The 21,576-nt window shown below is 65.1% G+C and carries 18 protein-coding genes; 4 read left to right on the top strand and 14 right to left on the bottom strand.

Translation table 11 applies throughout. The features are described from left to right. Positions 1-85: 85 nt before the first annotated feature. Complete coding sequence (locus J2X56_RS03705; RefSeq protein WP_310158309.1) at positions 86-2,494, top strand: DNA polymerase II; 2,409 nt, start codon at positions 86-88, stop codon at positions 2,492-2,494. A 113-nt stretch (positions 2,495-2,607) separates the two neighbouring features. On the opposite strand, the gene J2X56_RS03700 is transcribed toward J2X56_RS03705, so the two are convergent. The 3 genes from J2X56_RS03700 to J2X56_RS03690 form a co-directional block, all read right to left on the bottom strand. Next, the gene (locus J2X56_RS03700; RefSeq protein WP_121045546.1) at positions 2,608-2,811 is read right to left on the bottom strand and encodes a hypothetical protein; all 204 of its coding nucleotides are present in this window, start codon (positions 2,809-2,811) and stop codon (positions 2,608-2,610) included. 66 nt (positions 2,812-2,877) lie between these two features. Then, positions 2,878-4,143 (bottom strand): multidrug effflux MFS transporter, encoded by a 1,266-nt coding sequence (locus J2X56_RS03695; protein WP_310158307.1) that lies wholly within the window; start codon positions 4,141-4,143, stop codon positions 2,878-2,880. A gap of 113 nt (positions 4,144-4,256) precedes the next feature. Beyond that, a complete protein-coding gene (locus J2X56_RS03690) occupies positions 4,257-4,475 on the bottom strand; it encodes a hypothetical protein (RefSeq protein WP_310158305.1) in 219 nt (72 codons plus the stop codon). Between J2X56_RS03690 and J2X56_RS03685 the strand changes: the two genes are divergently transcribed. Continuing rightward, positions 4,468-6,189, top strand: coding sequence for a methyl-accepting chemotaxis protein (locus tag J2X56_RS03685; protein ID WP_310158303.1), 1,722 nt, complete (start codon positions 4,468-4,470; stop codon positions 6,187-6,189). The two genes, J2X56_RS03690 and J2X56_RS03685, sit on opposite strands and share 8 nt — an antisense overlap. A gap of 11 nt (positions 6,190-6,200) precedes the next feature. Here the strand turns inward: J2X56_RS03685 and J2X56_RS03680 are convergent, their stop codons facing one another. The 7 genes from J2X56_RS03680 to J2X56_RS03650 form a co-directional block, all read right to left on the bottom strand. Then, on the bottom strand, positions 6,201-7,280 hold the full coding sequence (locus J2X56_RS03680) for an adenosine deaminase (protein ID WP_310158301.1): 1,080 nt from the start codon (positions 7,278-7,280) through the stop codon (positions 6,201-6,203). A 54-nt stretch (positions 7,281-7,334) separates the two neighbouring features. Further along, entirely contained in the window at positions 7,335-8,303 is a 969-nt protein-coding gene (locus J2X56_RS03675; protein WP_209569746.1) for a nucleoside hydrolase, read from the bottom strand. Positions 8,304-8,338: 35 nt separating this feature from the next. Further along, complete coding sequence (locus tag J2X56_RS03670; protein WP_204726420.1) at positions 8,339-9,352, bottom strand: ABC transporter ATP-binding protein; 1,014 nt, start codon at positions 9,350-9,352, stop codon at positions 8,339-8,341. A 12-nt stretch (positions 9,353-9,364) separates the two neighbouring features. Then, positions 9,365-10,144, bottom strand: a complete 780-nt coding sequence (locus J2X56_RS03665) for an ABC transporter permease (protein WP_121045541.1) — start codon at positions 10,142-10,144, stop codon at positions 9,365-9,367. Next, positions 10,141-11,001: an ABC transporter permease gene (locus J2X56_RS03660; protein ID WP_310158295.1), complete on the bottom strand. Its 861-nt coding sequence runs from the start codon at positions 10,999-11,001 to the stop codon at positions 10,141-10,143. Before J2X56_RS03660 ends, J2X56_RS03665 begins: the two co-directional genes overlap by 4 nt. A 78-nt stretch (positions 11,002-11,079) precedes the next feature. After that, positions 11,080-12,132 carry an ABC transporter substrate-binding protein gene (locus J2X56_RS03655; RefSeq protein ID WP_310158293.1) on the bottom strand — a complete coding sequence of 351 codons (1,053 nt, stop codon included), beginning with the start codon at positions 12,130-12,132 and terminating at the stop codon, positions 11,080-11,082. Between the two features lie 90 nt (positions 12,133-12,222). Beyond that, positions 12,223-13,341 carry a porin gene (locus J2X56_RS03650; RefSeq protein WP_051156369.1) on the bottom strand — a complete coding sequence of 373 codons (1,119 nt, stop codon included), beginning with the start codon at positions 13,339-13,341 and terminating at the stop codon, positions 12,223-12,225. 206 nt (positions 13,342-13,547) lie between these two features. Between J2X56_RS03650 and J2X56_RS03645 the strand changes: the two genes are divergently transcribed. Next, the gene (locus tag J2X56_RS03645) at positions 13,548-14,474 is read left to right on the top strand and encodes a LysR family transcriptional regulator (protein ID WP_034330341.1); all 927 of its coding nucleotides are present in this window, start codon (positions 13,548-13,550) and stop codon (positions 14,472-14,474) included. 3 nt (positions 14,475-14,477) lie between these two features. Here the strand turns inward: J2X56_RS03645 and J2X56_RS03640 are convergent, their stop codons facing one another. From J2X56_RS03640 to J2X56_RS03625, 4 genes are all read right to left on the bottom strand, one after another. Further along, the gene (locus J2X56_RS03640) at positions 14,478-14,867 is read right to left on the bottom strand and encodes a hypothetical protein (protein WP_134136376.1); all 390 of its coding nucleotides are present in this window, start codon (positions 14,865-14,867) and stop codon (positions 14,478-14,480) included. Between the two features lie 74 nt (positions 14,868-14,941). After that, positions 14,942-16,411 carry an efflux transporter outer membrane subunit gene (locus J2X56_RS03635; RefSeq protein WP_245202039.1) on the bottom strand — a complete coding sequence of 490 codons (1,470 nt, stop codon included), beginning with the start codon at positions 16,409-16,411 and terminating at the stop codon, positions 14,942-14,944. A gap of 13 nt (positions 16,412-16,424) precedes the next feature. Continuing rightward, positions 16,425-19,529, bottom strand: coding sequence for an efflux RND transporter permease subunit (locus tag J2X56_RS03630; RefSeq protein ID WP_209569755.1), 3,105 nt, complete (start codon positions 19,527-19,529; stop codon positions 16,425-16,427). Further along, positions 19,522-20,670, bottom strand: a complete 1,149-nt coding sequence (locus tag J2X56_RS03625; RefSeq protein ID WP_310158287.1) for an efflux RND transporter periplasmic adaptor subunit — start codon at positions 20,668-20,670, stop codon at positions 19,522-19,524. Before J2X56_RS03625 ends, J2X56_RS03630 begins: the two co-directional genes overlap by 8 nt. A gap of 227 nt (positions 20,671-20,897) precedes the next feature. Here J2X56_RS03625 and J2X56_RS03620 point away from each other — a divergent pair, with 227 nt between their 5' ends. Continuing rightward, on the top strand, positions 20,898-21,575 hold the full coding sequence (locus tag J2X56_RS03620) for a response regulator transcription factor (RefSeq protein WP_310158284.1): 678 nt from the start codon (positions 20,898-20,900) through the stop codon (positions 21,573-21,575). Position 21,576 lies beyond the last annotated feature (1 nt).

The following is a 21,576-nucleotide window of genomic DNA, read 5'->3' as shown; positions in this document are numbered from 1 at the left end:
TTCACAATTGCCCGTGCGCAGTCGCGCAAGCTCGCTCACATCCAAGTAGAATCCCGTCTCCATCCGCACCAGCCCGCTATTGACGGTGACCGACTCAGCCGCTCCTCTTTCCTCCACCGCCTTGCGCCCCGGCGAACGCGCAGGCTTCCTGTTGTCCCGGCACTGGCGCGATACCCCGGCCGGGGTGGAGATCGAGCTGTGGGTGGCCACTGATGACGGTCCGCAATGCCTGCGCCTGCCGCCGCAGACAGCGGTAGCCTTCGTGCCGCAAGCCGAGGCCGAACGCGTGCAGGCCTTGATCGCCCGCGAACCCGGTATGGAACTGCGTGCGCTGGAACATCTCAAGGATGTCAGCCAGCGCCCGGTACTGGGCTTGTATGCGCGCCAGTACCGCAAGCTGCTGAAGATGGAGAAGTCCCTGATCGCCGCTGGCATCAGTGTATATGAAGCCGATATCCGTCCGCCCGAACGTTATCTGATGGAGCGTTTCATCAATGCGCCGCTGGCCTTTCAGGGCGTGGACGATGGGCACGGGGTGCTGGCAGAAGCGCGCATTCGTGCCTTGCCGGGCTATCGTCCGCCGCTCAGGCTGGCGTCGCTGGATATCGAAACCAGCTGGGAGGGCGAGCTCTACAGCATCGCCATCGAAGGCTGCGGCCAGCGCAGCGTCTATGCGCTGGGGCCGCCCAGTGGCGCGGTGGCGTCGGTGGATTTCGCACTGCAGTTCTGCCAGAGCCGCAAGGAACTGATCGACAGCCTCAATGACTGGGTGGCACGCCACGATCCGGATGCGCTCATCGGCTGGAACCTGGTGCAGTTCGACCTCAACGTACTGCAGAAGCAGGCGCAGAAATACCACACCACGCTGCGCCTGGGCCGTGCGGGACGGGCACTGGAATGGCGCGAACATGGCATGCGCGCCAATCACCTGCTGGTCAACGCAGCGGGCCGGCTGGTGATCGACGGCATTGAAAGCCTGCGCGGGGCGTTCTGGAATTTCCCGTCCTTCAGTCTGGAGAACGTGGCGCAATCGCTGCTGGGCGAAGGCAAGGCCATTGCCACGCCGTATCAGCGCATGGATGAGATCGATCGCATGTTCAACGAGGACAAGGCAGCCCTGGCCACCTACAACATCAAGGACTGTGAACTGGTCACGCGCATCTTCGCCAAGACCGACATTCTCTCCTTCCTGCTGGAACGCGCCAGCGTGACCGGCCTGCAGGCCGACCGCAGCGGCGGTTCGGTGGCGGCGTTCACGCATCTGTATCTGCCGCACATGCATCGCAAGGGCTACGTCGCTCCCAATCTCGGGGATGCCGAGGCACTGGCCAGTCCGGGCGGCTTCGTGATGGATTCGCGCGCGGGGCTGTATGACTCGGTGATCGTGCTGGACTACAAGAGCCTGTATCCCAGCATCATCCGCAGCTTCCTGATCGACCCGGTCGGGCTGGTCGATGGCACCTTGAATGAGCCGGAGAGCGAGACCGTGCCCGGCTACAACGGCGCCCGCTTCTCACGCCGCAGCCACAGCCTGCCGGCCATCATCGAGCAGATCTGGCAGGGTCGCGAGGCCGCCAAGGCCCAGGGCAACAAGCCGTTGCAGCAGGCGCTGAAGATCATCATGAATTCCTTTTACGGCGTGCTGGGGTCGACCGGCTGCCGCTTCTTCGATTCGCGCCTGGCCTCGTCCATCACCCGGCGCGGGCACGAGATCATGCATCGCACGCGCGAGCTGATCGAGGAGGCGGGTTACGAAGTCATCTATGGCGATACCGATTCCACTTTCGTCTGGCTGCGCCGGCCGCATGGCGATGACGAGGCGCGCCAGATCGGTCTGCAGCTGACCGCGCGCATCAATGACTGGTGGCGTCGCCATCTGGCCGGGCAGTATCAGCTGGAAAGCGCGCTGGAACTGCAGTTCGAGGTGCATTACCAGCGTTTCCTGATGCCGCATGTGCGCGGGGCCGAGACCGGCAGCAAGAAGCGCTACGCCGGTTACGTGCGGACCAGCGAAGGCGAGGACAAGGTCACCTACAAGGGACTGGAGACGGTGCGCACCGACTGGTCGCCGCTGGCGCAGCGCTTCCAGCAGGCACTGTATCTGCGCATCTTCCGTGGCGAGCCTTACCGCGACTTCATCACCGGCTACGTGGCCGACCTGCTGGCCGGGCGGCTGGATGATCTGCTGGTGTATCGCAAGCGCTTGCGCCGCCAGCTCGACCATTACGAAAAGAACGTCCCGCCCCACGTGCGCGCTGCGCGCATGGCCGACCAGGTCAACGAGGAAGGCGGGCGTCCGCTGCAATACCAGCAAGGCGGCTGGATCAACTACGTCATGACCACGGCCGGACCGGAACCCCTGGAAAAACGCCGCGCCGCCATCGACTACGGCCATTACCTGGAACGCCAGCTGGCCCCGGTGGCCGATGCCATCCTGGTCTTCGTGGGCGACAGTTTTGCGGCGGTGACCTCGCCGCAGCAGGAGTTGTTCTGAACGGATGGGGAGCATCACCAAAGACAAAGGGCCGGATTCCACGAATCCAGCCCTTGGCTGACCTGCAGGCGAACAGCGATTGTCTACGTTCGACGCATCACTGCATTCACGCTTCAGCGGTAATACGAATCGCGTTCGCGTCCGTCCATCCGCTCGGAATGCACGCGCACGCGCACCGGCACCGGCTGGCGCTGTGACTTGCCGTAGACCTTCTGCCAGAGCACCAGCCCGAACGCCAGGCTGCCCGCCAGCAGATAGACGGCGTAGAACGCGGCGAGATAGCTACCGTAGTGCAGCAGGGTCTGGATGATGGCCATGGGGTCCTCCCGGGAATGAATCAGTGTCGATGGCCACATCGTATGCCTGCCGGGAGGCGGCGGATATCAGGGTTTTTCTGATGGTCTGACTTGCAACGTCGCCGAAGGCGCCGGTACCTGCAGGTGCTGCAGCAGCTTGCCCACCATGGCTATCACGGTCAGGCCGACGATGCAGAAGAACACCGCCAGCGGCGTCAGGCTGTGGATGGAGACGAACCCGGCCAGCCCCATCATGCCCGAGGATACCAGCAGCAGCGCAAAGCCCAGGATGGCGCTGGTCAGTCCGGCAATGTGCGGAAAGATCGAATTGCCCTTGGCCATCAGCGTGGGATACATGGCCCCGGCGCAGAAGGCCATCACCAGCACCGGCGTGATGAGGGTCCACACCGTCAGCCCCACCAGCAAGGCCAGGGCCAGCATGGCAAAGGCCGCCGCCGTCATCACCCGCGCGCCGATGCGCAGCCGCTGTTCGGCCGAGGGCAGGCGGCGATGGTGGATGCGGTTGGAGATGCCGCCCAGGAAATACATCATCCCGATCGCCAGCGCCAGGTAGCCGAAGAAGGTCGGCGGCTGGCGCAGCGTGTTCTGCACCATGAAGGGACCGACGATGTTGAACACCAGCAGGATGCTGTAGCACAGCCCCTGGGCCAGGAAACAGCTCTGGAACACCGGGCTGACCAGCACCATGCGCGCATTCTTGAGCAGGGTCGCCGGATGCAGGTGCACCGGCTCGGCCAAAGTTTCCCGATAGCGCCACAGGATGGCCCACATCGCGAACGAATACAGCAGCAGGAACACCAGGCAGGAACGCCAGCCGAAGGCTTCCTGCAAGTGCGCCCCGATCACCGGTGCAATGATCGGTGCCAGGCCCCAGGCAATGGCCATGTAGGTGTAGGCATGCACCAGGGTTTGGCCGACGAAGGAATCGGTGATGATGGCCTTGGCCAGCAAATTGGTGGCGGCAATGCCGAAGCCCTGCAGTACCCGCGCCGCGACGAAGGTTTCCAGGTTGGGGGCCAGCAGCGTCAGCACGCATCCCAGCGTGAACAGGCCCAGCCCCAGCATCAGGACGCGCTTGCGACCCCAGGCATCGGCCAGCGGTCCGAACGCCAGCTGGCCAAAGGCGTAGGCGATCAGGTAGCCGGTCACGCTGGTCTGGATGGCCTGGGCCGAGGTGCCGTAGTCGATCGCCATCTGGGGCAGGGCCGGCACGTACAAGTCGATGGCCAGCTGGCCCGCCGAGGCAAAGGCACAGATCAGGAACAGCAGGAACTTAGGGTGATTCGGCGGATGGCGCGGCACAGGCCGTGTGGCGGGACTGACAGGGTTCATGGAGAGCGGATGCTGCATGGCAAAGACCGCTATTGTGAACCTTGGTGCGTTTTTCTGCTGGCGCTCGCTCTTTCGTTGGAAGACTGTCTCCGATAGTAGAAAAAAGAGCCGAATTATTTGGCAAGTAAACGGATAGTTTTAGAGAGAAATTCAAATAATTTCGAGATAAAAAGCGAAGTAATTCGAGATTCGTTCAGCATATCTAGCCCCTCGCGCACAAGGACGGGCTCCCCACGTATCGTCCGCTTGCCGTCCCCGCCGAGACGCCGCCGCCCGGCGCGCAGGCCCGGGCCCGGCATCTTCAGTCGAATCAGCGAGGGGAGCATGTCCATCTACAAATATTTTTCCATGCGGCAGATCGTGTCCGCCTTGAGCGTGGTGGTCGCCTTGCTGTTGGCGCTGCTCATTGCCCTGTCAGTGGCAGCGCTGGAAGCCGAAGACCGCATGGCTATCGCCATTGAGCGGCGCGAACAGGCACAGCGGCTGGTGGCCGAGCTGCGCCAGGGTGCTGACGACCTGAGCCGCCTGGCGCGCAGCTTCGTGGCCACCGGTGAATACCAGGCTGAACGCCAATACCAGGCCATTGCGGAAATCCGTGACGGCCGCCGTCCCCGCCCGGAACACTACGAGCGCATCTACTGGGACCTGGTGGATGCGGATGGCCGGCCGCCGCGTCCGGACAGCGCGGTCATCGTGCCGCTTGGCGAGCTGATGCAGCAGGCCGGCTTCAGCCGCGATGAGATGGCGAAGGTGGAGGAAGTGCGCAGCCGGTCCGGTGCGGTGCTGGCCATCGAGTTGCGCGCCATGGAACTGGTGCGGCGGCATACGCGGGACCGCGTCCTGATCGATGCGGCCCTGCGCGAAGACCCGCTCGAACAGGCCCGCCGACTGCTCCACGAACCGCGCTACGAAACGGCGCGGGCCGCCATGATGCGCCCGCTGGAAGCACTGCAGGCCATGCTGGACACCCGCACCCGGGCGGACATCCTGGGGGCGCGTCAGGCCAGGGAGCGGCTCGATACCGTGGTGGCCGCAGTGGGCGGCTTGCTGCTGCTGGTGATGATAGTGAGTGTGGCCAGTCTGTACCGGCTGGTGACCGGTCCGCTGTCGCAGGCGGCCCAGGTGGCCTCGCGGGTGGCCAAGGGCGATCTGTGCGGACGCATCGATGGGGGCTTCCAGGGCGAAACCGGGCAACTGCTGTCGTCCCTGCAGGACATGCGCCAGGGCTTGAGCCATCTGGTGCGGGAGGTCAGGCACGGGGCGCGGGTCATGCGGGGTTCTGCCGGGGAGATCGCCGAGGGGGCGCTCAATCTGACCACACGGGCCACCCAGCAGGCCGGTTCCCTGCAGCAGGCGGCTATCGCCATGGAACAGTTGAATCAGGCCGTGCAGCAGAGCGCCGACCGCGCGCAGCAAGCCTGCAGCCTGACCCGGTCGGCGGCGCAAGCGGCGCTGGAGGGCGGCGTGGCGGTCAGCGAGATGGTCGGCAACATGCACGCGGTGCACCTGGCGGCCGGGCGTATCGAAGAGATCGTGGCCAAACTCGATGGCCTTTCTTCCCAGACCAATCTGCTTGCGCTGAATGCAGCCGTCGAGGCGGCCCATGCCGGCACCCATGGCCAGGCTTTTTCAGTGGTGGCAGATGAAGTGCGGCAGCTGGCCCGCCGCAGCGCCGATGCGGCGCAGGAGATCAGGGTCTTGCTGAACGATGCGATGGCGCGCATCAATCAAGGAAGCCGGCGCGCGCAAACGGCCGGTCGCAGCATGCAGGAAGTGGTGGCGCAGGTGGGACGGCTCAATCAGCTCATCGGCGAGGTGGCCAGCGCCAGCAGCCAGCAATCGGCCGGGGCGCGCCGCATCAGCCAGTCGGTCAGCGCCATCGATCAGGCTACGCAGCGCAACGTGCTACTGGTGCAGCAATCGTCCGCGGCCGCAGAAGCCATGCGCCTGGCGACCGAACGCATGGCCGCACTGATGGCCCGCTTCCGCCTGGAGACGGGTGAGGGTACCGGCGAGGGCGAGCTGGTCATCGACATGTCCCGTTGATGCCCCGGTGATCAGGTCTGAAGGCGCGCGCGCAATTGATCGTAGCGCTCGCTCCAGGCCTGCTGCCACTGACTGCGCAAGCCCTCATCCATCCAGGCCGCATCCAGCCCATTGCGCATGAAGTCCCGGAAGTCCTCCACCGTGGCCCCGAGCTGCAGCATCATCATCCAGGCCCCGGTCGGGGTCACCAGATGCAAGGTCGGATCGTCGGTGTTGGGATGCAGGCGCAGCCCGGCCGCCAGCATCTGGCGAATCGGGTGATCCTGCGCCCAGCGCTGCGGGGGCAGTGTGCGCAGGTAGTAGGAATTGGTCGGCACCACCGTGAAGACCAGCCCGCGGCCGATGCAGCGCTGCATCAGATCGGGATTTTCGACGATGGTGTAGCCGTGGTCGATGCGGTCCACCTGCAGCAGGTCGATGGCCGTGGCCACGTTGTGCCAGGGCATGCCGAATTCACCCGCATGGGCGGTGGTCTTCAGGCCGGCTTCGCGCGCCAGGCGGTAGGCGGCTTCGAACAGTTCCGGCGGGCGGTCGTTCTCGCGGTAATCCATGCCGATGCCCGGCACCTGCGGGACGCGGGCGGCCAGCATCCACTGCACCATGGCGACGGCTTCTTCCGGACTGGCCTCGCGGTCAATGCTGGGGATCAGGCGGCCGATGATGCCGATCTCGCGTTCGGCATCGACGATGGCGCGCACGATGGCGTCCTGCGCATCGGCATAGGGGATGCCGGACACGCGCACCGTACCGGTCGGATTCCAGAAGAATTCGCTCCAGGCCACGCCATGGGCGTGGGCATCCTCCAGGTATTCGTAGGTGATGCGGTAGAGATCGCCAGGCTGTCGGATCAGCTCGGCATCCAGCGCGCGCAGTACGCGCAGTACGCCCACCGGTTTTTCACCACGGGTATAGAAGGCTTCGATCTCTTCCGGCGAGACCGGATGACCGGCGCGGGCGGAGAGATCGCTGAAGGTCTCGCGGCGCACCGCGCCGAACAGGTGGCAATGCAGTTCGACCTTGGGCAGCGCGCGCACGAATTGTTCGAGCGTGAGCGGGCCTGTGTCGTCTTGGTGTTGGTTGTCGAAGGTCATGAAACGCAAATCAGTGGAGAGGGCCGGGGCCGGTGTGCTGGGAGGGCGGCCTCTTCAGGAGAGGCTGCCCAGCAATTCCTGCATCATGCATTGCATGGCGCGCGGACCATCGACCGTCATGGCGACCTCGGTATTGGCCGGGGCGCGGCGCGGTACGCGGAATTCGCAGACCGTCATGCCGCGCGTGAGACGGCCCTGCAATTCGATGTCCACCCGTGCCGGCTGGAAGCTGAACAATTCCGGACGCTTGAGCCAGATCGCCACCGCCGGGTCATACATCGGCATCGGCACCGAGCCGTCCGGACTGCGGATGCGCAGGTAGGCATCGAAGTAGCCCGCCAGCCACTTTGCACGCGGTGTGCCCAAGGCGCGCACCTGCTGCACTTCAGCGGCGGTCACCAGCAGCTGGCGGCACAGGTTCAGGCCGAACATGCGCAGCGGGATGCCGGAGCGGAACACCACATCGGCCGCTTCCGGATCGGCATAGATATTGAATTCAGCGGCAGCGGTGTGATTGCCCTGGTCGGCCGAGCCGCCCATGAGAATGATTTCCTTGACCATGCCCGCGATCTCGGGCGCACGCTGCAGGGCCACGGCCACATTGGTCAGCGGGGCGATGCACATGAGCGTGATCTCGCCCGCATGCAGGCGGATCGCCTCGATCATGGCATCCACCGCATGCGGCAGCGGGTCGCGTTGCAGTTGCCGCGACTGGCGTGCCTCGAGGTCGGCGATGTCGACCTGGGGCAGGGCCTCGCCGGTGGTCGCCATGCCGGATTCGCCGAGGATGCCTTGTGCGGTTTCCACGGCGCCGGCCAGCGGCCGCTCGCAGCCCGCATAGACGGGCACGTCGAGCTGGTAATGCTGCTTGATGCGCAGCGCATTGTCGTAGGTGGTGACCAGCGGGGCATTCCCAGCCACCACGGAGACGCCCAGCCAGTTCACCTCCAGGTTGGCCGACAGCATCAGCATGGCCAGCCAGTCGTCAAAGCCGGGGTCGGTATCGAGCCAGATCTTGTGCATGTTTGTCTTCTTCTTCAAAGGTCCAGGGGAAAGGCTCAGGCGGCCAGCGCCAGCGCGTCCTGCGCCGGCAGGTCGAAGCGGACGGTGTCGCCTTCACGTGCCGATGCCTGCGCCGCCGGGGCCATACCGCGCACCTCGCCCAGGGCGGTCTGCAGCAGGTATTCGACATGCTCGCCGAGGAAGCCGCGCGAGAGCACGCGGCCCTCATACGGACCGCTGCCGACCTGCACCTGCTGTACTCGCCAGCCGGCGCAGGCGGTGTTGGCGGGCAGGCCGGGGAGCGGCAGTTGTCCCGCCGCACCGTGCAACTGGCCGTCGCGATAATCGAACAGGTTCTCGAAGCCCATGAAGTTGGCCACGAAGCGCGTGCGTGGCGCATTGAAGAGCTGCTCGGGCGTATCGAGCTGCTCGATCTTGCCGCTGTTCATGACCACGATACGGTCCGACATGGCCAGCGCCTCATCCTGATCGTGCGTGACGTAGAGCATGGTGATGCCCAGTTCGCGCTGGATGCGGCGCAGCTCGGCGCGCATCTGCACGCGCAGCTTGGCATCGAGGTTGGACAGCGGTTCATCCAGCAACAGCAGCTTGGGTTCGATCACGATGGCGCGCGCCAGCGCCACGCGCTGTTGCTGGCCGCCCGACATCTGCGCCGGCAAGCGCGCTTCAAAACCGCTGAGGCCGACCGCTGCGATGACCTTCTCAACGCGCTGGCGCAGTTCGGCGGCCGGCACCTTGCGCAGACGCAGGCCGAAGGCCACGTTGTCGAACACGTTCAGGTGCGGGAACAGCGCATAGGACTGGAACACCAGACCGATGTCGCGCTTGTTGGGCGGCAGGCGGCTGATGTCGCGGCCATCGAGCGTGATGCGGCCGGCGCGCAGGTCGATCAGGCCGGCGATGGCGCGCATGGTAGTGGTCTTGCCGCAGCCGCTGGGGCCCAGCAGCGAAATCAGTTCGCCACGTTGCACGGCCAGGTCCAGGCCTTCCACGGCGGTCCTGGCGTTGCCGTAGCCGAGCGCCACTTGCTGCAGATTCAGGTAACTCATCAGGTTCTCACATCACATGTATTTGGAAATGCCCAGCACCTTCTCGGTGACCAGCACGAAGGCCATGGTGAACAGCACCAGCAGCGTGGACAGCGCCGCAATGGAGGGATCGAAACTGTTTTCCATGTGGCCCAGCATCTCGATGGGCAGGGTGCTGATGCCCGGGCCGGTGAGGAACAGCGACACCGGCACCTGGTTGAAGGAGGTCACGAAGGCCAGGAAGAAGGCCGCAATCACCGCGCCCCGGATATTGGGCAGCACCACCAGCCGGAAGGTCTGGAGGCGCGTGGCCCCCAGCGTGATGGCGGCTTCCTCGATATCGACCCGCAGGTTGGCCAGGCTGGAATAGACCACCCGCACCGCATAGGGCGTGAGCAGCCCGACGTGGCCGATCAGCAGGCCCAGGAACACCGGCGCATCGACCAGCAGCACGAAGTGGCGCAACAGGCCCAGACCGACCAGCATGGCCGGGATGATCAGCGGTGAAGTCAGCACCTGCTTGATCACCGCCATGCCCGGCGGCGGCATGCGCGACATCGCATAAGCCACCGGCACGCCCAGCAGCAGCGCGATCACGGTCGCCAGCAAGCCGATCTGCAGGCTGGTGCCGAAGGCCTGGCGGAATTCATCGGCCTGCAGCACCGAGACGATCCAGCGCAGGGAATACGAAGGCGGCGGGAAGGCCAGCGTTTCGCCGCCGCTGAACCCGGCCAGGAAGACGATGATGAAGGGGCCCAGCAGGAACAGCATCACGGCCCACAGCACCACGCGCGGGAAGAGTCCTTGTTTCATGTCGTCCTCCGGGGAGCGGCTATGCGTTTGAGACCGGCGTTGACGGCCAGCGTCATCGCTACCAGGATCACCGCAATCACGTTGGCGGTGCCGAAATCACTTTCCACGCTGACCTTCTGGTAAAGCAGGGTTTCCAGCATCAGGACCTTCGGTCCGCCCAGCAGGGCCGGGGTGACGTAGGCGGTGACGCTGCCGGTAAAGACCAGGGTGCCGCCGACGATCAAGCCTTCCTGCGTCAGCGGCAGGGTCACGCGGGTGAACACCTGCCAGGCATTGGCACCCAGCGTGGAGGCAGCCAGCGCCAGGTCGGCGGAAATGTTTTCCATGGCGCTGACCAGCGACATCAGCATCAGCGGCAACAGCAATTGCAGCAGGCCCACGAAGACCGCCATCTCGGTGAAGAGCAGGCGTTGCGGCTCATCGGCCAGCCCGAGATGCAACAGCACCGCGTTGACCGCCCCATTGCGTCCGAACAGCACGATCCAGGCATAGGTGCGCGCAATGGGCGAGACCATCAGCGGCAGGATCATCATGCCCAGCACCAGCCCGCGCCAGCGCGCATGCACGCGCACGATGGCCTGGGCGGCGGGATAGCAGAGCAGGGCCGAACAGAGCGTCACCAGGGCGGCAATGCGCAGGGTGCGCCACAGCACCTGCAGGTGCAGCGGCTCGGCAAAGAAGTCGGCGAAGCGGGCCAGGCTCCACTGCAGCGGGCCGCCGTCGAGGCTGTCGGGGCCGCCGATGTGGAAGGCATCCAGCAGCAAAGCCGCCACCGGCAGCAGGAAACAGACCGATGTGAAGATCAGCGCAGGCGTGACCAGCATCAGTCCGAGGCGTGATTTGGAAGAGGCGAGCATGGGGCGCTAACGGGGTCCGGAAAGAAAAGGGCGGCGCACTGCACCGGGCAGGCGTCGCCGCGACATGAAGGATTTCGCTTATTTGCTGATGCCCTTGTTCCACTGTTCCAGCCAGCCCGAGCGGTACTTCAGCAGGTCTTCCGGCTTGACGAACTTGAGCGAGGCGATGTGTTCACCGCCATAGGTATTGAATTCGGCCTTGTCCTTGGGCAGCACGACTTGGGTATTGACCGGCGAATCCACCAGTTCCATGGCCAGCGCCGTCTGCACCTCCTTGGAGAGCCAGAAGTCCATCAGCTGGTAGGCCAGGTCGGCATTCTTCGATTTGGCGACGATGCCCATCACGTTCATGCCGGCGGCCTGGCCCTCGGCGGGGATGGCCCATTTCAGCGGCATGCCGGTCTTCATCAGTTGCGACCAGGTGAAGCGTGCTACCGGTGCCACCCAGATCTCGTCCTGGGCGAACAGCGACGACAACTGCGCGCTGTTCTTGGTGAAGGTCACCACGTTGTTCTTGATCGAGAGGATCTTCTGCATGCCGGTGGCATAGTCGCCGCCCTTGCCACCCCAGGCCAGGTCGGCCATCTGCAGGGCCAGCGGGCCTTGCGTGGTGCTCACGTCGGGCAGCGCCAGGCGGCCCTTCAGTTCGGGACTCCACAGGTCTTTCCAGGATTGCGGGGCACGCGTCTTGTCGCTGCGGTACACCAGGCCGACCGAATAGATGGTGTAGCCGACCGCGTAATTGCCGCCGATGGGATTGCGGGCGAAGGGATAGATCTGGCTGTAATTCTTCAGCTTGGCATAGTCCAGCGGCTGCACCAGGCCCTTGCGCGCCGCTTCGAGCATGCCGAAGTCAGACAGCAGCACCAGGTCCACCACCGGATTGTTGCGGCGGGCGTCGAGCTTGGCGATGCGGTCGGCATTGTTGCCGGTTTCCACCACGATTTCGCAGCCGCATTTTTCCTTGAAGGGTGCATAGACCAGCTTGTTGAACAGCGGCTGGGAAATCGGATACGCCGACAGCACCAGCGTGCGCTTTTCCGCGTGGGCCGGGACCGCCAGCAGGGACAGGCCGAGGCCGGTCATGGCCAGGGCGGCGAGGGGACGAGAGCAACGAGCGGGCTTGAACATGGCGATCCTTGATACCGGTGAAAAGACTGCATATTGTAGGCCCGGCCAGCGCGGGAGCCACTGGCCAGGCCTGGGGAGAGCAGATGAAACTTAGAACACGTGACGCATGCCCAGCATCAGCACGGCCTGCTTCTTGTCGCTGGACGAGGGGAAACCGAAGATGGTGGCCTTGGTCGCATCACCTGCCGCCAGCTGGTAGCTGTAGGTAATGGCCACGTCGGTGCGCTTGGACAGGAAGTAATCCGCCTGCAGGTTGATCTGATGCCACTTCGGGTTCTTGTTGATGGTGTCGTACTTGCCGGTGGTATAGAAGTAGGACGCGCCCAGGTTCAGGGCCGGCGTGTAGTGGTGCACCAGGTTGATGTCGAAGTTCTGCAGCGTCAGCTTGGTGTTGTCCAGGTATTCGTACTTGACGTTGCTATACATGGCACCGAAGTCGGTCTTGCCGACGGTATAGAAACCGCCGGTACCGGCGATGCGCTGGCGGCGTACGCCGGCCGAGCTGTTGACCGCGCTCTTGTTGAAGATCAGCAGCGAGCTGGCGTAGTCGTTGCCCATGGCGCCATCGGGGCTCTTGGTGCTGTTGGGCTGGTCCATCTGGGTGAAGGCCACGGCCCAGCGGAAGTTGCCGCCCTTGTAGCCGGAGCCGATGCTCATGACGCGGTTGACCGATGCATCACCGGCGGCTTCGCCAAATCCATACAAGGCGGTGACGTTGAAATCGTTGAACATCGGGCTGACATACTTGACCGAGTTCTGCACGCGCAGGTTGTTGTAGCCGTTGTCGTTGTCGCCGATGTGCACGCCGTTGCTGGCGATGACCACCGGACCCAGGTAGTCCTTGACCGCTTCGTACTGGCGGCCCAGGGTCACGGTACCCATGCTGTTGGAGGCCAGGCCGACCCAGGACTGGCGGCCGAACAGGCGGCCACTCTGCGAGGCCGCGCCGGTCATCATGTTGAAACCGTTTTCCAGCGTGAAGATGGCGCGGGTGCCGCCGCCCAGGTCTTCCTGGCCGCGGAAGCCGATGCGCGGATTCTGGTTGGTGCCCGAGAGCGCCTCGAAGTTGTGCGGACCGCCCTGGTTGGTGAGATACCCCACGCCGCCCGAGATGAGACCGTAGATCTCGACCTTGCTCTGCGCCTGTGCCTGTGCGCCTGCCAGCGCTGCCGGAATGGCCAGCGCGCCTATCATCCAGTGTTTTTTCATGCCTGCCCCTGTGGTGTTGAAGATGGCCTTGCGACCGTTCATTGTTGGAATTCGCTGCGAACGGTGTGGAGGATAGGACAAGACGTTAAATAATATAATTTGTTTATATTTATAATTTCATAAATTCAATTTATAACGATGCCGCGTTTCCCGTCAGCTGATTCTGCATGGACTGCGGGATTGCCAACTTGTTTTGCGGGCTTGCCATGATCAAACTGAATCAGAAAGTCACCCTGCGCCATCTGCAGGCGCTGGTCACCCTGGCCGACACCAACAGCTTCAGCCGTGCTGCGGATGCCCTGGCGGTGACGCAGCCGGCCCTGTCGGCTTCCATCAAGCAGCTCGAAAACCAGCTCGGCACGCGGCTTTTCGACCGCACCACGCACCAGATCAGCCTGACCGCGCAGGGCAGCGTGGTGCTGGAATACGCCCGCCATCTGCTCAATACGGCCAGCAACATCTTCGACGACATCGAGCACGCCATCGGCACCGGACGCCATCGCATCCGGGTCGGTGCGATTCCCTCGGCGGTGACGCTGACGGCGGCGGTGATCGCGCGCTACAACCAGGCGCATGACGAACATGTGGAAATTCTGCTACAGGACATGCCCAATGATGCCCTGCTGGACGCGCTGCATTCGGGGAAGCTGGATTTCTGCGTGGGCATCAAGCCGCCCGATTCGCTATCCTCGCAGACGCTGGAGACGGTGACCCTGTTCGAAGATGAACTGGTGCTGATCGTCTCGCGCCGCCATCCCCTGTCGGGGGCCAAGGAGGTGCAGTGGCGGCAGATGGCGGGGGAAGAGATCGTGCTGTTCACCCAGGGCAGCGTGTGGGAATTTGCTTCCGCAGCGCTGATGCAGCACGGGCTGGCATCCTCGCGGCGCTATCAAGTCGTGCACAGCGAATCACTCTATGGGGTGGTGCGCTCGGGGATTGCCATCGGCATCATGCCCAGCCTCTACACCACGTATCTGCGCGATGACAGCCTGCACGTGGCCCCGCTGCGGCAGCCGACCTTGAAACGCAAGATCGTCCTCATGCGGCGCAATGAGGTCAGCCGCAGCCACTGGACCGATCACTGCTTCCGCGAGCTGCGCAGCGATCTGAAGCAGGCCAATCACTGGTTCTGAGCATTACGGGGTGGCGTTGTTCATGACGGGAATCCAGGTCGGTTCCAGTAGTTGCGCCAGGTCGCCGCGATTGCAGTCTCCGGGAACAATCAGCACTTTCTGATGCAGTTGCAAAGCGGTGCCGTCGGCCAGCGCGGTGTAGGCAGTGCCATGGAAATGGCTGGCCCAGTGGCGATAGCCGATGGCGGCAAAGCGCGTGCCGCCACGCAGCTTGGCCAGTTGTTTTGCCACGCAGGGTGGCAACTGGTCGGCCGGCGTGTCCGGATCGATGAAGCCTTCCACCACGCCGGGCGTGTTGCTGGCTCGGTGGGCCGGAGATGATGGCGTCCAGGCACAGGCCGTCAGGGCCAGCGCGCTCAGCAGCAAGAGCAAAGAGGTCGGGGGCAGTTTCATGATCGGGTCTCCGGGTGACGGAGAGCGGCGGCATGCCGGCCGCGCCCTCCGTGACATTGTGGTGGTGTGAGCGGTTACAGGTCCTGATGCCACCAGCCGCCACCTAGTGCCTGGAACAGCGCCACGGTATCGGCCAGGCGCGCGGCTTGCGCCTGTACCCTCGACTGGCTGGCCGTCAGCAGGTTCTGCTGTGCCAGCAGGACCTGCGGATAGCCCGCGATGCCGGCCTTCCATTGCGCCTGCGCGGCATCGAAGCTGCGCTGGGCCGCGCTCTCGGCGCGTGTGGCAGCTGCCAGCCCGTCGGCATCGGCAGCAATGGCATGCAAGGTGTCGGCCACGTTCTGGAACGCGCCCACCACCACACTGCGGTACTGTGCGCCGGCCTGATCCAGCCCGGCCTCGGCCGCGCGCTGCTGATGTTGCAGACTGCCGCCATGGAAGAGGGGCGTGGCCAGGTCCAACCCCAAGGTCCAGAAGCCGGGTCCCGAGGTGAACAGCTTGGAGAACTCCTGCGCCGAACTGCCGATGGTGCCGGTGATGTTGAAGCTGGGCAGCCGGTTGGCGATGGCCACGCCGACCTGGGCCGAGGCCGCCTGCAGTTGCGCCTGCGCGGCGCGCACGTCGGGGCGTTGCTGCACCAGCGTCGACGGCAGGCTCAGCGGCAGCTCGGCCGGCAGGGTCAGGGCCGACAGCGGCAGTTGCGGGCTGCCGCCTTCCCCGGGGAAGCGTCCTGCCAGCACGGCGATCTGGTCGCGCTGCTGGGCCAGTTGCTTGCGCAGGGCCGGCAAGGCCGCCTGGGCCTGCGCCAGCAGGCTTTCCTGGGCCGCCACGTCAGCCAGCCCCAGCGCCCCCAGCGCGCGTTGCTGGCGCACCAGATCCAGCTGCCGTGCGGCGAGAGCGGCGGCCTGTTCAGCGGCCTGCAACTGCTCACGCAGCGCCGCTTCATTGACCACGGCCAGCACCACGTTGGACACCAGCGTCAGGTAGGTGGCATTGCGCTGGAAGCGCTGCACCTCGGCCTGCGCCCGGCCCGCCTCGATCTGGCGGCGTGTTCCGCCGAAGATGTCCGGGGCATAGGCGATATTGAGCTGGGCGGTGTGCAGGTTGTAGATGTAGCTGTTGTCGGCCAGCGGACTGGCCAGGGTATCGGCGACCTTCTGGCGCGTGGGCATGAAATGCAGGTCCACGCTGGGCCAGAGCCCGCCGCCCTGGGCCGCGGCGGACTCGCGCGCCGCGCGCAGGGCGGCCTGCGCCGCTTCCAGGTCGGCGTTGTGGGCCAAGGCCTGGTCGACCAGCGCATCCAGCGCCGGCGAGCCAAAGACCTTCCACCACTGCGCCGGCACATCCTGCCCGGCCACGAAATGCTGGCCATCGAGAGACGCTGTGGTTTCCACCTTCTCGGCGGTGTAGCTGCTGACCGCCGGGGCAGCGGGTTGTTTGAAGTCAGGACCGACGGCGCAGCCGCCGAGGGTCAGCGCGAGCGCGGTGCTGCAGGCCAGGCTGGGCCAGCGCAGCAGGCGGAGAGTGACAGGAGTCAGGAACATGGTGAAGTCATCCTCATCGGGCGTTGGCAGGGTCATCGGAAGGCGCTTGCGCAGGCCGCGCCAGCTTCGATTCGACCAGGTAGTACAAGGCGGGCAGCAAGACCAGGGTCAGCAGGGTGGCGCTCATCAGGCCGCCCACCACTACCGTGGCCAGCGGCCGCTGCACGTCGCTGCCCAGACCGTGGGCAATGGCGGCCGGGACCAGGCCGAGCGCGGCGACCGTCGCGGTCATGAGCACCGGCCGCATGCGTTCCAGCGCAGCGCTGATGACGGCTTCGCGCAGCGGCAGGCCGGACCGCGCAACCCAGCGATTCAGGTTCGACATCATGATGATGGCGTTGAGCACGGCCACCCCGAACAGGGCAATGAAGCCCACCGCCGAGGACACGTTGAGCGTCATGCCGCGCAGATGCAGCGCCACCAGTCCGCCCAGCGTGGCCAGCGGAACGCACAGCAGAATGAGCGCAGGCTGGCGCAGGTTCTTGAACTCGGCAAACAGCAGCACGAACATCAGGGCCAGCGCCATCGGCAGGATCAGCGCCAGGCGCGCCTGGGCCCGCTGCTGGTTCTCGAACTGGCCACCCCAGGCGATCTGGTAGCGGCCGTGGTCGTATTGCACCTGCTGCGCGATGCGTGCCTTGGCGTCATCCAGGAAGGAGGCCAGGTCGCGGCCGCGCAGGTTCAGGCGCACCGTCAGGTGGCGGCGGTTCATCTCGCGGGTGATGGTGGTCTCGCCATCTTCCATGGTGATGTGCGCGACCTGCGACAGTGCGATGTGCGCACCGTTGGCGGCCACCAGCGTCAGGTTGCCCAGCGCCTCGGGCGTGGAGCGGGCGCGGCCATTGAAGACGGCGGCCACGTTGTAGCTGCGTTCCTCGATGAAGACCTGGGTCACCGGACTGCCGCCGATGCCGGTCTGGATCAGCGCCATGATGTCGGCCACGTTGATGCCCAGCCGGGCGGCGGCAGCACGGTCCACATTCACGCGCACCTGGGGCAGGCGCGGCTCCTGGTCGATGACCACGTCGGCCGCGCCCGGCACGTCCTGCAGCACGCCTTGCACGGCCGTGGCCAGCACGCGCATCTCGCCGAAGTCGTTGCCGTAGATCTTGACGGCCAGGTCGCTGTGCGAGCCGGAAAGCTTGTCCAGCACGCCATCGATCATGGGCTGCGTGAAACCGACATCGATGCCGGCCAGCTTCTTGTAGCGCTCGGCCATGTGCGCGATCAGTTCCTGCTTGGTCCAGCCGGAGGCCCATTCGGAATAGGGATGCAGCGTCACCGCAGCCTCGATGTGGGAGGGCGTGAACGGATCGGTGCCATCGTCATTGCGGCCCACCTGGGTCACGATGTGCTCGACCTCGGGAAACTCGCGGGTCGCGGCACGCAGCCGGTCGGCCAGCTCGCTGGCCTTGTCCAGCGACACGCCCGGCGGCAATTGCACCTGCAGCCAGATCGAGCCCTCATCCAGATACGGCAGGAAGTCGCGCCCGATGGTCGCTCCCAGCACGCCGATGGCGGCCAGGGTCAGGGCGGTGGCGGCCAGCACGAAGCGGGATTTGCCGACCAGCCGTCCCAGCACCTGGCGGTAACGCGGCTCCAGCCAGGCCAGCACCGGGTTATGGAAGATCTTCACCGGTTTGCGATAGGCCAGCCAGGACAGGCCGGGCGTCAGCAGCAAGGCCACCAGCAGCGCGCCCAGCAGGGCGAAGCCGACCGCAAAGGCCATCGGCGCGAACAGCTTGTACTCGATGCGCTGGAAGGCGAACAGAGGCAGGTAGGCAATGATGATGACCAGCATGCCGAAGAAGATCGGCCGCGCCAGCTGGCGCATCAGCTGCTGGATGTCGGCACCGGTAATCTCGCCTTGCGGACGTTCTTCGCGCAGGCGCAGCACGCTTTCCACCAGCACGATGGCACCATCGACCAGGATGCCGAAGTCAATCGCCCCCAGCGACAGCAGGTTGGCCGGGATCTTGAAATGATGCATCAGGATGAAGGCCGTCAGCAGCGACAGCGGAATGGTCATGGCCACGATGGCCGCTGCGCGCGCACTGCCCAGGAACAGCAGCAGCACCAGCGACACCAGCAGCATGCCTTCCACCAGCGTCTTGCCGACCGTATGCACGGTGGCGTCCACCAGCTTGCTGCGGTCGATGTAGGGCACGATCTTCACGTCCTTGGGCAGGATGTGTTCGTTGAGGTCCTGCACGGCCGCATGGACGCCTTCCATCACGCGCGAGGGATTCTCGTTCTTCAACAGCAGGGTGATGCCTTCGATGGCATCGGACTGGCCATCGATGCCCAGCACGCCATGGCGCTCCTGGTTGCCCAGCACCACCTGGCCCAGATCCTTGACTAGCACCGGCACGCCATTCTTTTGCGACACCACGATATTGCCCAGGTCGTCCAGGCTGCGGATGAGTCCGACGCCGCGAATGACCAGGCCCTGTTCGCCGCGTTTCATGATGCTGCCGCCGGCATTGGCATTGTTGGCCGAGATGGCCTGGCTGATCTGGCTCAGCGAGGTGTTGTACTTGACCAGTTTGGCCGGATCCAGCTGCAGCATGAACTGCGTCGTGAGCCCGCCGAAATTGGACACATCCACCACGCCGGAGACTTGCTTCAAGCGCGGAATCACCTTCCAGAACTGCAGCTCGGAGAGTTCACGCAGGTCGCGCGTCTTCGATTGCAGGGTATAGCGGTAGATCTCGCCGATGGGCGAGGTCAGCGCATCCAGCCCCGGCTGCGCGCCATAGGGCAGGCTGACGGCGGCGATGCGCTCCTGCAGGCGCTGGCGCGACCAGTAGTCTTCGGCACCATCATTGAAGACCACCGTGATGAGCGAGAGGCCAAAGGTGCTCTCCGAGCGCATCACGTGCATGCCCGGCGTGCCCATGATCTGGCGCTCCAGCGGAATGGTGATCTGCTGTTCCACCTCTTCGGCGGCCAGGCCGTTGACCTGGGTGACCACCTGCGAGGTGACGTCGGCGATGTCGGGATAGGCTTCCAGCGGCAGCTGGTTCCAGCAATACCAGCCGTACAGGGCGGCCAGCAGGAACACCAGCTGGACGATGCCGCGACGCTGGAAGCAGAGGTTGACGAGACGTTCAATCATTGAGCAGCACTCCATCCTGGGTGACGACGCGGTCGCCCGATGCCAGACCGGCGGTGACTTCAACCGCATCGCCGATCTGCGCGCCGAGGCTGACCTTGCGGGCCGCGAATTTCCACGGGGCCACTTCCACGAAGACGCGATTGGCAAAGCCGCTTTGCACCACCGCCGTCATCGGCACCAGCAGACCGGGCCGGGACGGCTCGTGCAGGGTGGCCTGGGCGAACATGCCCGGCTTGAGCCGTTCATCGGAATTGGCGGCGCGCATGCGGACCTTCACGGTGCGGGTATCCGGGTCCAGTACCTGGGCCACCGATTGCACCCTCGATGGCAGCACCTGGCCCGGATAGGCGTCCAGCGTCAGATCGGCATCCTGGCCGGGGCGCAGGCGCGCCAGGTCCTTCTCCTGGGCGCTGGCGGTGACGTAGACGGAGGACAGATCGGCCACCGTCATCACCGAGGCCGTGGCGTCGTTCCAGAAGCTCCCGGCGGCGGCATTGAGCTCGATCACGTGCCCACTCACGGGCGAGCGCACCGCCAGCCGCGCTGTACCGCTGCTGCTTGTGGTGCCGCCGAGTGCGGCCACGCGCGCCTGGGCGCGGGCGGCTTCGCTGTCGGCCTGCTCATAGTCGCTCTGCGCCTGTTCCAGGTCGCGCCGCGCGGAAATGTTGGCCTGGTCCAGGCTGCGCTGGCGTTCCAGATTGCGTCGTGCCAGCTGCACCGCTGCCTGCGCCTTGCGCGCATCGCTGACGGCCTGGCCCAGGTCGGAGGAATCGATTTCGAACAAGACTTCGCCGGCCTTGACCGCATCGCCCAGGCGCTTGTGCAGCAGCACGATGCGCCCGGTCGTCGGCGGCAGGATCCTGGCCAGCTTGGCCGGATCAGCCTCCACCACGGCCGGCAGGCTGAAGGGGGTGGCCATCGGACGGGCCTCGATGGTGGCGGTTTTCAGGGTACTGCGCAGCGCTGATCCGGCAGGAACGACGATGGCCTCGCCTTCATGGGTCAGCGTGGGACTGGCGGCCGGATTCGGCTTGAGCTCGCCGGCCATGAGCGGCAGGGTGCCGCGTACGGCGATGACAAGCAAAGCGGCTGCGCCGAGCAGGGCGAGGACGCCACTGCGCGTGGAGATTCTGGTTTTCATGGTGGCACCGTGGACTGTGCGGTTGGGGGGAGGGACGGGTGTCCGCGTGGCGAAGTCGCCGCTGTGTCTTGCAGCCGCGCCGCCGGGCCGTCGCCGTGGGCCGCGCTGCAGAAAACGTCGCTATGATAGGGGGCCTGGTTTCCGGGGTTTCTGAATGTTTCTTCAGGAAACGGGCCGCCAGCCCATGGTTTAATCCCGATCTCGATGACGCACGTGAATGGAAAGGTATGCAACTCCTGTTGGTGGAAGACGACATGAAAGCCGCGCGACTGCTGGCCCAGGGCTTGCAGGAAGAAGGTTTCGCGGTGACGGTGGCGCACAGTGCGGAAGAGGCGCTGGCGCTGCTGGATCGTCCCTTCGAGGTGGCCATCTTCGACCGCATGCTGCCCGGCATGGACGGTCTGGCGCTGTGCCGGCGCGTGCGCCAGTCGCAGGTGCTGTGGCCCATCCTCATGCTGACCGCGCGCGATGCACTGGGCGAGAAGGTCGAGGGCCTGCATGCCGGGGTCGACGATTACCTGGCCAAGCCCTTCGCCTTCGAGGAATTGCTGGCGCGCCTGCATGCCTTGCTGCGCCGTCCGCGCCAGCTGCAGGTGCTGCATTTGCAGCTGGCCGATCTGCGCATCGACTTGCTGGCGCATGAGGTGATGCGCGACGGCCAGCGGCTGGACCTGACGCAGAAGGAATACGCCGTACTGGTGCTGCTGGTGCGCCACAGCGGCCAGGTGGTCAGCCGCCAGCAACTGGCGGAGGAAGTCTGGCATGCCGACCTGATCGCCATCGACAACCTGATGGACGTTCACATCAAGAACCTGCGCCGCAAGATCGAAGCCGATGGCCGGCCGGCGCTGATCGAAACCTTGCGCGGGCAGGGCTTTCGCATGCGCGTTGACGGCGCGCCATGAG

This window comes from Herbaspirillum sp. 1173, from assembly GCF_031455335.1.
Lineage (GTDB): Bacteria > Pseudomonadota > Gammaproteobacteria > Burkholderiales > Burkholderiaceae_D > Herbaspirillum > Herbaspirillum huttiense.
Note: the sequence above shows the minus strand (reverse complement) of the source record. Positions and strands in the feature narration are given on the sequence as shown.